Source organism: Halalkalibacter oceani (assembly GCF_023715705.1).
GTDB lineage: Bacteria > Bacillota > Bacilli > Bacillales > Bacillaceae_D > Halalkalibacter > Halalkalibacter oceani_A.
On the sequence record NZ_JAMBOS010000026.1, the window covers coordinates 1 to 12,830 of the forward strand.

Here is a 12,830-nt window from a genome sequence, read left to right on the forward strand (position 1 = left end):
GATGTCTTTTTCCTTTCCTCAGAATTAAAAATGTCGAAATGTTTCGAATTATATACGGACATTATAATCGACTAATTCTGGACAGGCAATACCGTCAACTTTCGGTAATTTAAGGGTGTCAAAAACAAAGAAGGAACCAATTGGGCGATGCTTTGCCTTAAGACCAGCACGAGAGCGACGGATTGCTTTTGCTACTTTTTTGACAGCTTCATCTTGACCAATTACTTTCCCTGCTAAATTGTCAGCAAGGTTTTTCATTTTCGCTGAATCATCAGCTTGAAGCTTTCCAACAGGGATGCCTGTTTTCTTTTCGATAATGCTTTGAATGTGCTCCACATCAACGACAGCTTTTTCGTCTTCTTTATTTTGTAGACGTTTTTCAAGCGTTGCTTCTTCATCCCGGAGTTTAGCCGCGACTTCATAGTTTTCTTCTTTTAATGCTTTATCTTTTTCGGCAGAGATAGCAGCTAAGCGTTTCTCAATCTCATCATGACTTGTCACACCTGCTTGTAGATTCATTTTTGAACCAGCTTCATCGAGTAGATCAATCGCTTTATCTGGTAAGAAACGATCTTGGATGTAGCGATGTGATAACGTTACACACGCTTTAATCGCCTCATCTGTATAGCGAACATTATGGAAATTTTCGTATTTGCTTTGAATACCTTTTAAGATTTCCATTGCTTTATCAACAGTAGGCTCATGAACTGTTACTGGTTGGAAGCGACGCTCAAGCGCTGCATCTTTTTCAATTGAGCGATACTCTTTTAACGTTGTCGCCCCAACGACTTGAAGTTCACCGCGTGCAAGCGCAGGCTTCAAGATGTTCCCTGCATCCATCGAACCTTCTGCAGAACCAGCTCCAACTAATAAGTGAATTTCATCGATAAATAAAATCACATTTTTACGTTGTTGTAATTCAGCAATCAATTGTTGAATACGTTGTATGAGTAAAATGTTTGTGGGAGAAGAATTAACCTGATCAACCAGGTAATGGAAGTTCATTACCTGGTTGATCAGGCCACCAAGCGAAAGCGCGGTAGGGTTTAAGCAAAATGCATGAAAAAAAGGGTCTCTCCTTGGTAGAATCATAGTCGACAAAAAACCGATTCAAAGGAGAAACCCTATGCAAAAGAATAACACAGAATACCCAACTTTAAAAGAACTTGAACAGCTAGTTTGGAGGAAGTTACAGGAAACCTTCTCAAGTGTGATGACCTGCATACTAGAGGAATATGACGAAGAAATTATGCAACAACGTGATAAGCAACGCTTCCATTATAAAGATAAACGGCCTCTAAAAATAGACAGTTTATTTGGTGAGATTGAGCTGAAGCGTTCCTACTATCGAGATCGTGAAACAGGCAAATATGTTTATCTCCTTGACCAGTACCTGCAATTTGAGGGGATAAAAGGTTTAGCCCTTTGGTAGAAGAAGCCGCGATTGAGCTCGCTGTGACAAGTCCTTCCTACCGAAAGGCATCGAACACGCTTGAGACTCTTCTTGGTTATCGTGTCATTAGTCATGAAGCCATTCGCCAACATCTGTTAGAAGTAGAAGCGACGCAGAAAGACCGTCAGCCTATCACACATCCAGTATTGTTTATCGAGGTGGATGGACTGTATCTAAAGCGACAAGAGAAACGAATCAAAGGGAAAGAAGAGAAAATCGCAGCGGTTCATCAAGGCTGGGAGGTCAACGGAAAAAGGGTGAGTTTAAAGGAGAAGCGACATTATGTTCATCGGGGGAAAGAACCGTTTTGGGAGGGGCTTGAGACGTTTCTCATGGAGGCGTTTGACTATGATCCAGCGGTGCATCGACTTGTCATTAACGGGGATGGAGCGACTTGGATTACCGCTTGTCGAGACTATTTTCAAGGACGAGCCTTCTTCACGATTGATCGTTTCCATGTGGCACGTGATATCAGGAGACTGTTTCGAGATCACAGGCGTTATCGAGCCAGCAGAAAGCCCTCGCAAAGTACGATGGAGAAACACTTATAACAGAGCTCAACAGTGCAGTGGGAACGCTTGAGACAGAAGCGAAAGAAGAGCGTTTAGAGGCGTTGATTCATCAGCTTGAACAGTACCCCGAAGCATTGGGAGATTACAGACAATGGCTGAAAGATCAGGGGATTGATCCGACAGGGTTCCGCCCAATGGGAAGTGCTGAGGGAACCATGAGTGTTTTTGCGAAACGTTTGAAGAATGGACGAAGTTGGGTTGAAAAAGGCGCTAGTGCCATGATGACAGCGATGGTTGCGTTAATGGATAAACTCCCTCTCAAAACACTAATGGGACGCGTTGAAAAATGGACAGAGCCAAAGGAAGAACGTCCTCCCAAGTACTTTGTGGAGAAGGTCGAGAGTACAATTGGCGAAGCGACACGAAATAACATCATGTATCTCAAACAAAGAGCGAATATTCCAGTTTACCGAGCACTGAAAGACTTGAAAGGCTTTTAAAAGCCCTAAGATTCTTAACAGAGGAGAACCCTAACATTCTGAATTCGCTTACACCTATGAGAATGGAAAATATTCCTCCCACAAAAGGTTGACACAATCCAAAGAGAGCCTCCATTTGGTGGCAGGCTGTTTGTATGGTAAACTAATGAATGAAAGAGGAGGTGGGTAAGGATGCTGGAAGTGATTTCGGAGATGATGATGCTTTGGTACAGTGTCATTCTAACAGTATGGCTCGTCACAGCTTTTGCAAAAGCGAATATCGTACTGATGGAATGGGAGCTCCGGATGAGTTCACGGAGACAATGGCTGAAGCTGGAAGGCGGTCAGCCTCCAGGGATGCTCCTTATCCCTTCCCAACGAAGCAGCTATCGGCCGAAGATTCCGAACCGGGCCGATCACCATAAATCAGATGAGGAAGATCCTTCCCTTGTTGTTTGCTGACATTAGTGAAAACAACAAGGAGGATTATGAATGAAAAAACGATTACTGCTAGTGATGATGATTGGGCTGGTCGCCCTTTTAAGTGCGTGTGGAGCGGCGAACCAGGCTCCGATTACGATGGAGACGGAAGGATTTTGGAATCACTTCTTTGTCTTCCCGATGTCGTGGTTATTGATTCAAGTCGCGGAGCTGTTTGATGGCAGCTATGGCTTCTCAATTATCGTTGTCACGATTGCGATTCGGCTGTTATTGCTGCCGCTCGTATTGAAACAACAGAAGAGCGCGCGGGCGATGCAGGCGTTGCGTCCGGAAATGGAAGCCTTGCAGAAAAAGTTCAAAGCCGGTGATAAAGATCCAAAGAAGCAGCAGGAGATGCAAAAGGAACTGATGGGTCTCTACCAGACACATGGCGTCAATCCGCTTGCCGGCTGTCTGCCGCTCTTTATTCAAATGCCGGTTCTGATGGCGTTTTACTTTGCAATTATGCGGACGGAGCAAATTGTGCTCCATACGTTTCTATGGTTTGACTTAGGACAGCCTGATCCTTTTTACTTGCTGCCGCTCATTGCCGGCTTTACGACATTTTTGCAAGTGAAAATGACCGCTACAGGGCTGCAGGATCAGATGAAAGTGATGATGTATATTATGCCTGTCATGATTATCGTCGCCGGTATTACACTTCCCTCGGCCTTATCGCTTTATTGGGTAGTGGGCAACATCTTCATGATTATTCAAACATATTTTACCGTGACAAGATTTGAGCAGAAGCGGGCGGAAGTAAGCAACTCATAAAGTGAGACAGCAGAGCCTGGGAAAAGGGTTGAGATTATCCTTTTCCCGGGCTCTTTCTGTTATTTGCGCCCAAACCGGAAAGTGTGCCATAGACATTCACCTATTTTGCCTTTGCTGAATAAGGTAGAGTGAAGAGGAGGGAAGAGCAAATGACGAGTCAGCTTGAACAAATCAAAATGCAGTGCCAGCAATGTATCAACCAGGCGGTCCATGTTGAGGTCAATGGTCAGCATGGCTATAACGGAGTCGTTGAACACGTTGATGATGAATATGTTTATTTAATGGTCCCTGTTGATGAAAACGGACAATACCTTGACCTGGCAACGATGAATATGAATGCGATGCACCCAAATGGAGCAAACCAGGCTGTTCAGCCGATGATGAGACAGCAGATGGGAGCGCGTTATCCGTACAATCCATACTTTTCTCCGTATCCGTTTTACCCATACCCGCCGCGCCCTTTTGGCTGGAATCGCCTCGTTCTCCCATTAGCGGCCCTGACGGCTCTGGCGATTCTTTAACAGAATGAAAGAGGCTGGGAAAAAGGTTGTTTTTTTACCTTTTTCCCAGGCTCTAAGCAATGAGCGGAACCGCCACGATATTTTAAAGCCCGTTGTGAGTGGGTTTCTCACAACGGGCTTGTGGCGTGTGAAGCCATTGCCAGTAGGTCCAAAGCTAGTTTTGTCTCAAGCTCTTTTTTCGGAGAAAAGGAAAGTCGTCTTTTAAGGATTTGTTCATAAAGAGTGGCGGCGTTCCGCACTGCGCACAGCAGGAAGAAAAGAAGCCCGTATTCCTTTTGGCTTCCCCGGGAAATAATAGCTATAACGAATTCAGGAGAAAAGAAAAAATGCAGTGATATTATGAAAAAAGTTGTATTTCTGCATAACTTTTTCTAGGAAATGGTGTAAAGCTCGTTTCAAGCGGGAAAATACGGTACAATATGAGGTATAGAGAAGGAGGAATGAGCGATGAAGCAATATCTCGTTTATTTGGTGGAAGATGAGGAAAATTTGTCTGAAGTATTAAAAGCTTATTTAGAAAAAGAAGGCTGGGAGGTTCGTGTCTTTAATGACGGAGATGCGGCCCGGGACGCGATTACGGACAAGCCTCATCTCTGGATCCTTGATATCATGCTTCCTGGGACAGATGGCTATCAGCTATTAAAAGGGATTAAAGAAGAAACCGATACACCGGTAATCTTTATTTCCGCGCGGGATCAGGATTTGGATCGCGTGCTCGGACTGGAAATGGGCAGTGATGACTATTTAGCTAAGCCATTCCTACCGCAGGAGCTGATTATTAGAACGAAAAAACTGCTAAACCGTGTTTACGGGGCATCCACTCAAGATCAGAAAAAAATTGAGTTGAATCAATATACGATTGATCCAGTTGGACGGACGGTTATTGATGAAGAAGCAGACGGGGAAAAGCTTGTTGATTTAACGACAAAGGAAATGGACTTAATTTTATTGCTTACGGGAGAAATCGGCAAGGCTTTTTCACGCGAAAGTATTATCGAGCATGTGTGGGGAGAAAACTATTTCGGCTCAGAGCGGGCCGTTGACGATGTCGTCCGCCGCGTCAGGAAGAAAATGCCACGCATTCATTTAGAAACGCTCTATGGCTACGGCTACAGGGTTCTATCTTCATGATTAAAGTGAATTTAACGCAGCGGATCTGGCTTGCGTTTATTTCATTAATTGTCCTCGTCGGTCTTTCTATTATTATTATTTATCCGATTTCAATTAAAGGTACATTAACAGAGGAAACGTATCGCATCATTGAGAACGAGCAGCTTCGCTATGCGTATCCATTGCTTGATCTGATCAGCCCGAGGCGGGATGAGCCGGGCTTTGTTGAGCGGCGTGAAGCTGGCTCGGTCGGACATTTCTTTATTTATGATACGCTTGGCCGGTCTCCGGAGGGACAGCCGCCGCCGACAGAGGTTTTACAGGAAATGGCACAAAACGCGTACAACCAGGAGGCGAGCCGCGGTCGCTATGAAATCCAATACGGTGGAGCGACGGTTTTCTATGTAATTGCCAAGGCGCAAATTTCCGGGAATCCGGCTTATCATATTACGTATATGTGGGACACGTACCGCGATGAAATGGTCAACCGTCTCTGGGAACGTCTCGTCTATATTCTGTTAATTACAAGCGGTCTCAGCCTGCTGCCGGCAATTTGGCTGAAGCACTATTTGCGCCAGCCGCTGATCGTGCTTGGAAACCATTTGGATCAAATTGCGAACCGGGATTGGAAGGAACCGTTGAAATGGAAGGGCGATGAAGATTTCCAACGGCTGTCCGACCAATTTGAGAAGATGCGACAAAACTTAAATTTGTACGATCACGCGCAAAAGACTTTTATTCAGCATGCTTCTCATGAATTAAAAACCCCGATTATGGTCATTAAAAGCTACGCTCATTCGGTAAAAGATGGCATTATGCCGAAGGAAAATATGGAAAAAACGATGGACGTCATAGTTGAAGAAGCGAACCGGATGGAGCGCCGCGTGATTGATATGCTTTATTATACGAAGCTTGACTCACTCAAGGAAGAAACGCCGAAGCATGAGGATCTTGTCTTTGGCGACCTTGCCTTTCAAATTGAAGAACGCTTCCGCGTCCAGCGAGAGGATGTGAAGATTCTCGTTGAAGGAGCGGATACGCGCTTCAAAGGGGACCGTGAACAACTGGAGGTTTTGCTTGAGAACCTCGTTGAAAATGCGTTGCGCTATGCGCAAGATACGATCTGGATTAAAGCCGAAGCAGATGAACAGCGGACGAAAATTATCGTTGAGAATAACGGGGAGCATATCCCGGCCAGCGACTTGCCACAGCTTTTTAATCCATTTTATAAGGGGAACAAAGGGAAGTTTGGTCTTGGGCTGGCGATTGTAAAACGGATTTCAGAGCTGCACAATGGCTATCCGAAAGTCGAAAACAGCGATGTTGGCGTCAGATTTGTCGTGACGATTCCGAAGCAGGAAACTGAGCAGGGCAAGGCGGCGCGCCGGCATAAAAGGAAGGCTTAGACGCGGCGCTTGTTACTTGAAGATCCGGGACGGGGAGAGCGAGCCTGTCAACTGAATGAGCCTTCTCAAAATCAGGGGATGTGTCAAAAGGAAAAACAACCTTTTGGCACATCCCTCTATGCTATACTTATAGAAAAGAGACGATTAGCGATGAAGGAGAGGTTGATGAATTAATGGGAAAAGGGATTCGTTTTCAACAGGTCGGCGACCGCGTTGAAACCTATTATTTAATTAAATCGGCGACAAAAGGGATTGCGAGCAACAATAAACCTTTTTTAACGCTCATTCTTTGTGATCATACAGGGGAAATTGAAGCGAAGCTGTGGGGCGCTTCCCCTGAAGATGAAGCGACGTTTAAAAGCAGGGTCATCGTACATATCCAAGGGGAAGTAACGGAATATAGAGGCCGGCTGCAAATGAAAATTAGCAGTATCCGGCCAACGAGCGCGATCGACCAGGTGAAGGTTGCTGATTTTGTTCGCTCCGCTCCGATGGCTCCTGCTGAAATGCTGGAGCAAATCACGCAATATATTTTTGAAATGAAGAATGCTAATATTCAACGGATTACCCGCCATCTTCTGAAAAAGCATCAGGAGGCTTTCCTCGAATCACCGGCAGCGACGAAAAATCACCATGAATTTGCCTCGGGCCTTGCTTATCACGTTGTCTGCATGTTAAATGTCGCCAAAAGCCTTGCTGCGCTTTATCCGAGCCTTGATACCGACTTGCTCTATGCCGGGGTTATTCTCCATGATTTAGGAAAAGTACGCGAGCTTTCCGGGGCGATTGATACGACGTATACATTAGAGGGAAAGCTGCTTGGTCATATTTCGATTATCGTCAATGAAATTGCCGAAGCCGCAAAGGAGCTTGGAATTGAAGGGGAAGAAGTGTTAATGCTTCAGCATATCGCTCTGAGCCATCACGGCAAAGGAGAATGGGGCAGTCCAAAGGCGCCTGTGCTGCGTGAAGCGGAAGTTCTCCATATGATTGATAACATTGATGCGAAAATGAATATGATGGATCGCGCGCTTGAGCGGGTTCAGCCGGGAGAATTTTCCGAGCGGATCATGCCAATGGAAAACAGAACCTTCTATAAACCGAGCTTTCATGAAGCGCCGCTTGATCTTTAATTCTAGTTCTAAACCTCCGGGCTTGTACATAGATATACAGTAGTACAAGCTGCATGGAGGGAAGGAAATGGAAACAAAACAAAAAAACACACGACGGGCATTATGGTTGTTAGCTGTTTTAGTACTCGCATTTCTCTTGACTCAAACAAGACTTGGCATGATCCTTTTTTCAAGTCCCTGGTGGGTTTATCTCGTCATCATCGGAATTATCGTCAGTGGCTATTTCTCGCTGAAATATACGTTGGAGGACAAACGGTACGAGCAGGAATGGATTGAAAGTGAAGGCAAGGTCTACCTTGAGCGGATGGCGGCCGAAAAGGATCGGAGAAATCATATGAAAGAAGCTGTCTCCAAGGCGAAAAACACGCTCTAAAGACGGATGAAAAAAACGAGAGCGGGTCAAAAGTATTTCACCTACATGACTATCCGAACAAGGGAAAAGAGGGGAAGCCGCCGCTCCTGAAAGCGTGCCCCCCATCCCGGTAGCGAGGCCGAAGAGCCGGACCCCTGACTACGAAACAAAAAGAGCTTGAGACAAAACTAGCTTTGAACCTATTGGCAATGGCTTTAAAAGATCGTAGGGGTTCCACTCATTGCTAAGGGGCCGGGAAAAAGGTGAAAAAACAACCTTTTTCCCGGCCCCTTTTTTTATTCAGCCGCTGATTCGCTTGCGTCAGAAGTGAATAAATCAGAAAACTGCTGATCGCGGATATCGATGTCAGATTGCTCAAGCAGTTCATTCATCACTTCTTCCGTTGATTTGGACTGCTCCTGGATCAAAATTTGTTCAATGTCGGCAGCGAAATCTTCATAGCTTGCCTTTTGCCCCGTTACTTTAATAATATGGAAGCCGTAATCGGACTCAACCGGCTCACTGATTTCCCCGACTTCAAGTGAAAAGGCCGCTTCTTCGAAAGGCGCAACCATCCGTCCTTTGCCGAAATAGCCAAGTTCTCCACCGTTTGCCGCCGATCCATCAATCGAATACTCCTCGGCAAGTGCCGCAAAGTCTTCGCCAGCCTCTAGCTTGTCCAATACTTCCTGTGCGGTTGCTTCATCTTCCACTAAAATGTGGCTTGCTTCAACCTGCTCTGAAAACTGCTCGCTGTTTTCCTCATAATAAGCCTGCTTAGCTTCTTCCGTCACTTCCACATCGGCTGAAGCCAGCTGCTGTAAAATGAGAGGAGGGATAATGTATTCCTCAGTAAAAGTATCCAAAGAGTCTGCTTCGATGTTAAATTGTGAACGCAGGACATTGAGCAATTCTTCATCATCCTGAACGCCCAAATTGGTCCGGAACTTATCAAGCTCTGCCTGAATTTCTTCATCTGTCAACTCAATATTTTCTCCTGCTTTCAGCAGGATATCGCGCCGAATCATTTCTTCTAGTGTAGCCTCACCGTAGCGCTGCTTTAATGTATTGACGAATTCACTTTCAGTAATTTCTGTTCCATTCACTACAGCTACAGCTGTTTGGTCATCTGCCGCTTCATTATCATTACAGGCAGCTAACAAAGTTATGCAACAGAGGCCGACAGCGGCCAATAAATGCTTTTTCATTCCATTCACTCCTCAACTTCTGACGAAACATTAAAGTCTGTCTCTTCACTTAGATAACTATACCATAGTTCCTTAGCAGAGATAAAGAGGTCAAATAAGTTCCACCGTCAAGTAAATGGGAAAAAGGCCCAGTACTTATCCTTATGACGTGCATAGAATATTCTAACCAAGTAAGGAGGAGGTGTTACTATGTCTAACGCATACCAAGGTGGATTTGCGTTGATCGTCGTATTGTTCATCTTATTAGTCATTGTAGGTGCTGCTTGGCTATAAATGAGCAAGGATTCAACACCTTTGCGTAATAGAGCAGCTCCATATCAAATCAAGGAGGGAAAAACAATATGAGTCACGGCTACAATAACAGCTTCGCGCTATTGGTCGTCTTGTTTATCTTGTTAGTGATTATTGGGGCCTCCTGGTGGTTCTAATAATGAAAGAGATGCCTCAGCAGGACTGGTAAGACCTGCTGAGGCATCTCTGAAGCAGCGTGAAGCCGGAGGGCAGTTTATTCTTTCCTCCGGCTTCGCACAGTATCGAGCCGCTGTAGCTCGTTTTCAGTTAGTGGGAAACTCTCCGGCGCAGCCTTCAGCAATGGACAGGCTGCTTTTCACTTCTTCTGGGCATGCTTGTAGCCTGCCTATGTAAACAGAATCTTAACATATGTAGAAGTAAGTAAAATCGTAATAAGAATATTAATGGTTCGGAAAAGCTTCGGCTGCTTTTCAGTCGGGATCTCGCGCTTGATGCACAGAGCATCTGTCATCGAGTTAATCATGAACAGAATGAATAGCGCAAATAAAATAATAAAGAAGACCATGTCTCTGCCTCCTGACGGACAATGATAGTTAAACTTTATCAAAAGTTGACTGAAAAAGATAGGAAAATAGCTTAATTTATCTGGAGTGTTTATAATTTTGTCATAAGAGGGAAAGAGGGCGATACGGACTTCGTTCCGGAGGAGGAAAATATGAAAAAAATGGACAAGGTTAACTGGAAGGTCGCGTTTTTCACTTTGTTAGGCATACTCGTTTGTCTCGGTGTTGCCTGCTTGATCATCATCCTGCGCCTTTTTCCTGCGGCGGATGAAAATTATTTTGTACCAAAGGAGCGCGGGGCAGAAGAAGCCAGCTTTTTGATCCAAACTGACCGCAGCCGCTTAAATACATATTTAGCTAAGTATTTGCAGGAGCAGGAAAGCGAGGTTTCTTATTTGATTGAACTGACGGATGAGGAGGTTCACTTCCGTTCCTCTTTGCCTGTCATGGGGCAGAATGTGGCGGTTGAGATGGACTTTTTCCCGGTTGTGGCGGAGAATGGCGACTTGCTGCTGGAAGTGAGAAGTGTCGCTGTAGGACTGTTGCAGCTGCCCGTTGAGCGGGTGCTTCAACTGATTGATGCCTGGGTGGAGCGCCCTGAATGGGTCAATATTTATCCGGGAGAGAGGCTGGTGGAGGTCGGCATTACCGAACTCGAAGTCGGCGAAAATGAAGTTTTTTCATTCCGGATGGTGACCTTTGATTTGCCGAATGACCGAATTGAGCTTGAAATGATCGCAAACGAATCATAACAATAAGAAAAGGGTGTCACAAAACGAAATCGTTTGATCGACACCCTTGGTTAAGCAGCCTGTTTCACTAAAATATGAAACCCTTCTGCATGATTTTCGATATAGCTGTTCTTTGGCGCTTTAATGAGATAGGACGCATAAATGAGATCGAAAAAGGCAAGTCCGAAGTGGATCGAGCTCATAATCGAAATATAAGCGATATAAGCAGGAAATGCGATCGCTGCTGCGGCGCCAACCGTCGTCAGCACGAGCAGAGGCATCAACAAAGAAATTAAAAATAAATCACGTGACACCGGCTTCGTCATCTTAACAGCGAGCGTCGGAATGATGGAAAGCCGCTCTACTTTAAGCAGCACTCTTTTCCCGCAAAGCCAGATCGGGATCATATGAAGCACTTTGTGAACGAGAACGAGCACGGGAATGCTGAGAAGAAACAGGAAAAGACTTATATTGGTTAATTGTGAGGCTCCGACAAAGGAACTCACCGCTAAATAGTACAGCAGAAAAGAAAAAAGCATCGTACATACTGAATAGAACACGAGGCGTGACGCTCCGTAATCCTGTGTAATGCGTATGGTTTTCCAGCAATTCATAATGGGTGCCACCTCCTCAATCTAATTGCTTAATTTACGCCTGTTTTGCAAAAAAATCAAGGGGCTGATGAAAAATAAAAGGATTTCGACAATAAAAACCGCTTTCATGAAAAAAAGCCGCCTCAAATCGGGTGTTCTTCCCTTTTTGAAACAGCTCCCAAATCAGGCGGCTTTCTATCTTTTTTTCACGAGCTTGCCTTCCTCTTCGGTAAATTCTTCATCAAATTTATGCAATGTTTCTTCAAAAATTTCGACAAAATCAGGGCCGTAAATATGGCGGACGATACTGATCAATTCTGAGAATTCAGGGAATTTACCGTAAAGATTACGAATTGGCAAGGCTCCCTCGTATACGCCGTAAGTAGTAGGCTCATAGGCTTCGAGAGTTTGCAAAAATAAATCCTGACCTTCCTGCGTCAAGCAGACATAGGTGTTACGTTTATCGTTTTCCTTTTTCGAAAAAATGAGCAATCCTCTTTCTTCCAGTTTTTTCGAGAAATTGAAGGCGGTCGAGACATGCATAACACCAAATTTCGCAATATCTGAGATAGAGGCTCCATCCAGATGATACGCGATCCATAAGATATGATGCTCATTAATATTAAGGTCGAATGGTTTAATCCACGTTTGCCAGTCCTTCTCTACTGATTTCCACAATGCTTTACTTAGCTGCGCTACCTTATGGCTGAAAATAACAGATTGTTTTAAGGAGCAAGGTATTTGGTGATCCATCTTTCTCCCCCCATCTTAAAGTTGATTATCCCATCAATCTGTCCGAGTCAGAGAAACTATTCATGAATAGTTTATCACTATTCCGATCCAAGAAATGAGCAGTGATAACTTATTCGTTACGCAATGAAAAAAGGGAAAACCGGAGATGTCTTTCAAGGAAACCCTTTTTTCAGACATCTGCCGGAAATGCTTTCATTCATTCGGGCTTTTCATTCTTGTTCATTTGTTTTAGAGCGAAAAACGAGTCATTTTTCCTTACCTTCCTCCATATATCTAATAGGCAAGGAGGGATTTTATGGAAGCATTTATTTTGTTATTGATTTCAGTTTTTTTACTTTCCATATACGGCTTTATCTATGTGTCTTACCGTCTCCTTCGGAAAGTGAAACAGGAAGAGAGGTCGCAATTTAAAAAGACCTTTTTCATCCTGTTGTTTCTTGCGGTGCTGAGCGGCTCAAGCGCTACCTGGCTCGTTCTTCCATAAGAACGAGAAAAGGAGGAAGGAACCGG

General features: G+C 44.6%; 15 protein-coding genes and 2 pseudogenes. 12 read left to right on the plus strand and 5 right to left on the minus strand.

Translation table 11 applies throughout. The features are described from left to right. Positions 1-129: 129 nt before the first annotated feature. A pseudogene (locus M3212_RS17770) lies at positions 130-945 on the minus strand (AAA family ATPase); the annotation flags it as partial. Positions 946-1,126: 181 nt separating this feature from the next. Here M3212_RS17770 and M3212_RS17775 point away from each other — a divergent pair. The 8 genes and pseudogenes from M3212_RS17775 to M3212_RS17810 all read left to right on the plus strand — a co-directional run bounded on the left by M3212_RS17775 (position 1,127) and on the right by M3212_RS17810 (position 8,241). Further along, positions 1,127-2,465: pseudogene (locus tag M3212_RS17775) on the plus strand (ISLre2 family transposase). Between the two features lie 171 nt (positions 2,466-2,636). After that, the gene (locus M3212_RS17780; protein ID WP_251195317.1) at positions 2,637-2,906 is read left to right on the plus strand and encodes a hypothetical protein; all 270 of its coding nucleotides are present in this window, start codon (positions 2,637-2,639) and stop codon (positions 2,904-2,906) included. 30 nt (positions 2,907-2,936) lie between these two features. Next, the gene (gene yidC / locus M3212_RS17785; protein WP_251195318.1) at positions 2,937-3,698 is read left to right on the plus strand and encodes a membrane protein insertase YidC; all 762 of its coding nucleotides are present in this window, start codon (positions 2,937-2,939) and stop codon (positions 3,696-3,698) included. A gap of 149 nt (positions 3,699-3,847) precedes the next feature. After that, positions 3,848-4,219, plus strand: coding sequence for a hypothetical protein (locus M3212_RS17790; RefSeq protein ID WP_251195319.1), 372 nt, complete (start codon positions 3,848-3,850; stop codon positions 4,217-4,219). Positions 4,220-4,666: 447 nt separating this feature from the next. After that, the gene (locus M3212_RS17795; protein ID WP_251195320.1) at positions 4,667-5,350 is read left to right on the plus strand and encodes a response regulator transcription factor; all 684 of its coding nucleotides are present in this window, start codon (positions 4,667-4,669) and stop codon (positions 5,348-5,350) included. Beyond that, entirely contained in the window at positions 5,347-6,735 is a 1,389-nt protein-coding gene (locus M3212_RS17800) for a sensor histidine kinase (protein WP_251195321.1), read from the plus strand. Before M3212_RS17795 ends, M3212_RS17800 begins: the two co-directional genes overlap by 4 nt. Before the next feature lie 173 nt (positions 6,736-6,908). Next, a complete protein-coding gene (yhaM, locus tag M3212_RS17805) occupies positions 6,909-7,868 on the plus strand; it encodes a 3'-5' exoribonuclease YhaM (RefSeq protein ID WP_251195372.1) in 960 nt (319 codons plus the stop codon). A 67-nt stretch (positions 7,869-7,935) separates the two neighbouring features. Then, a complete protein-coding gene (locus tag M3212_RS17810) occupies positions 7,936-8,241 on the plus strand; it encodes a sporulation YhaL family protein (RefSeq protein ID WP_251195322.1) in 306 nt (101 codons plus the stop codon). A 275-nt stretch (positions 8,242-8,516) separates the two neighbouring features. On the opposite strand, the gene M3212_RS17815 is transcribed toward M3212_RS17810, so the two are convergent. Next, a complete protein-coding gene (locus M3212_RS17815; RefSeq protein WP_251195323.1) occupies positions 8,517-9,428 on the minus strand; it encodes a peptidylprolyl isomerase in 912 nt (303 codons plus the stop codon). A 189-nt stretch (positions 9,429-9,617) separates the two neighbouring features. Here M3212_RS17815 and M3212_RS17820 point away from each other — a divergent pair, with 189 nt between their 5' ends. Both M3212_RS17820 and M3212_RS17825 read left to right on the plus strand, forming a co-directional pair. Then, positions 9,618-9,701, plus strand: a complete 84-nt coding sequence (locus tag M3212_RS17820) for a YjcZ family sporulation protein (protein WP_251195373.1) — start codon at positions 9,618-9,620, stop codon at positions 9,699-9,701. A 68-nt stretch (positions 9,702-9,769) separates the two neighbouring features. Then, positions 9,770-9,856 (plus strand): YjcZ family sporulation protein, encoded by an 87-nt coding sequence (locus tag M3212_RS17825; protein WP_251195374.1) that lies wholly within the window; start codon positions 9,770-9,772, stop codon positions 9,854-9,856. A gap of 209 nt (positions 9,857-10,065) precedes the next feature. Here the strand turns inward: M3212_RS17825 and M3212_RS17830 are convergent, their stop codons facing one another. Then, on the minus strand, positions 10,066-10,245 hold the full coding sequence (locus tag M3212_RS17830) for a hypothetical protein (protein WP_251195324.1): 180 nt from the start codon (positions 10,243-10,245) through the stop codon (positions 10,066-10,068). 150 nt (positions 10,246-10,395) lie between these two features. Here M3212_RS17830 and M3212_RS17835 point away from each other — a divergent pair, with 150 nt between their 5' ends. Beyond that, on the plus strand, positions 10,396-10,995 hold the full coding sequence (locus M3212_RS17835; protein WP_251195325.1) for a YpmS family protein: 600 nt from the start codon (positions 10,396-10,398) through the stop codon (positions 10,993-10,995). A gap of 50 nt (positions 10,996-11,045) precedes the next feature. Here M3212_RS17835 and M3212_RS17840 read toward each other — a convergent pair whose 3' ends face one another. Beyond that, the gene (locus M3212_RS17840; protein WP_251195326.1) at positions 11,046-11,588 is read right to left on the minus strand and encodes a DUF3267 domain-containing protein; all 543 of its coding nucleotides are present in this window, start codon (positions 11,586-11,588) and stop codon (positions 11,046-11,048) included. A 174-nt stretch (positions 11,589-11,762) separates the two neighbouring features. Further along, entirely contained in the window at positions 11,763-12,320 is a 558-nt protein-coding gene (locus M3212_RS17845; protein WP_251195327.1) for an HTH-type transcriptional regulator Hpr, read from the minus strand. Between the two features lie 295 nt (positions 12,321-12,615). On the opposite strand from M3212_RS17845, the gene M3212_RS17850 reads away from it, so the two are divergent. Beyond that, positions 12,616-12,804 carry a hypothetical protein gene (locus M3212_RS17850; protein ID WP_251195328.1) on the plus strand — a complete coding sequence of 63 codons (189 nt, stop codon included), beginning with the start codon at positions 12,616-12,618 and terminating at the stop codon, positions 12,802-12,804. The last annotated feature ends 26 nt before the right edge of the window (positions 12,805-12,830 follow it).

Excerpts from the sequence above, each read along its gene's own strand:
- M3212_RS17780 (WP_251195317.1), top strand. The coding sequence starts at position 2,637 with ATGCTGGAAGTGATTTCGGAGATGATGATGCTTTGGTACAGTGTCATT.
- yidC (WP_251195318.1), top strand. The coding sequence starts at position 2,937 with ATGAAAAAACGATTACTGCTAGTGATGATGATTGGGCTGGTCGCCCTT.
- M3212_RS17790 (WP_251195319.1), top strand. The coding sequence starts at position 3,848 with ATGACGAGTCAGCTTGAACAAATCAAAATGCAGTGCCAGCAATGTATC.
- M3212_RS17795 (WP_251195320.1), top strand. The coding sequence starts at position 4,667 with ATGAAGCAATATCTCGTTTATTTGGTGGAAGATGAGGAAAATTTGTCT.
- M3212_RS17800 (WP_251195321.1), top strand. The coding sequence starts at position 5,347 with ATGATTAAAGTGAATTTAACGCAGCGGATCTGGCTTGCGTTTATTTCA.
- yhaM (WP_251195372.1), top strand. The coding sequence starts at position 6,909 with ATGGGAAAAGGGATTCGTTTTCAACAGGTCGGCGACCGCGTTGAAACC.
- M3212_RS17810 (WP_251195322.1), top strand. The coding sequence starts at position 7,936 with ATGGAAACAAAACAAAAAAACACACGACGGGCATTATGGTTGTTAGCT.
- M3212_RS17815 (WP_251195323.1), bottom strand. The coding sequence starts at position 9,428 with ATGAAAAAGCATTTATTGGCCGCTGTCGGCCTCTGTTGCATAACTTTG.
- M3212_RS17820 (WP_251195373.1), top strand. The coding sequence starts at position 9,618 with ATGTCTAACGCATACCAAGGTGGATTTGCGTTGATCGTCGTATTGTTC.
- M3212_RS17825 (WP_251195374.1), top strand. The coding sequence starts at position 9,770 with ATGAGTCACGGCTACAATAACAGCTTCGCGCTATTGGTCGTCTTGTTT.
- M3212_RS17830 (WP_251195324.1), bottom strand. The coding sequence starts at position 10,245 with ATGGTCTTCTTTATTATTTTATTTGCGCTATTCATTCTGTTCATGATT.
- M3212_RS17835 (WP_251195325.1), top strand. The coding sequence starts at position 10,396 with ATGAAAAAAATGGACAAGGTTAACTGGAAGGTCGCGTTTTTCACTTTG.
- M3212_RS17840 (WP_251195326.1), bottom strand. The coding sequence starts at position 11,588 with ATGAATTGCTGGAAAACCATACGCATTACACAGGATTACGGAGCGTCA.
- M3212_RS17845 (WP_251195327.1), bottom strand. The coding sequence starts at position 12,320 with ATGGATCACCAAATACCTTGCTCCTTAAAACAATCTGTTATTTTCAGC.
- M3212_RS17850 (WP_251195328.1), top strand. The coding sequence starts at position 12,616 with ATGGAAGCATTTATTTTGTTATTGATTTCAGTTTTTTTACTTTCCATA.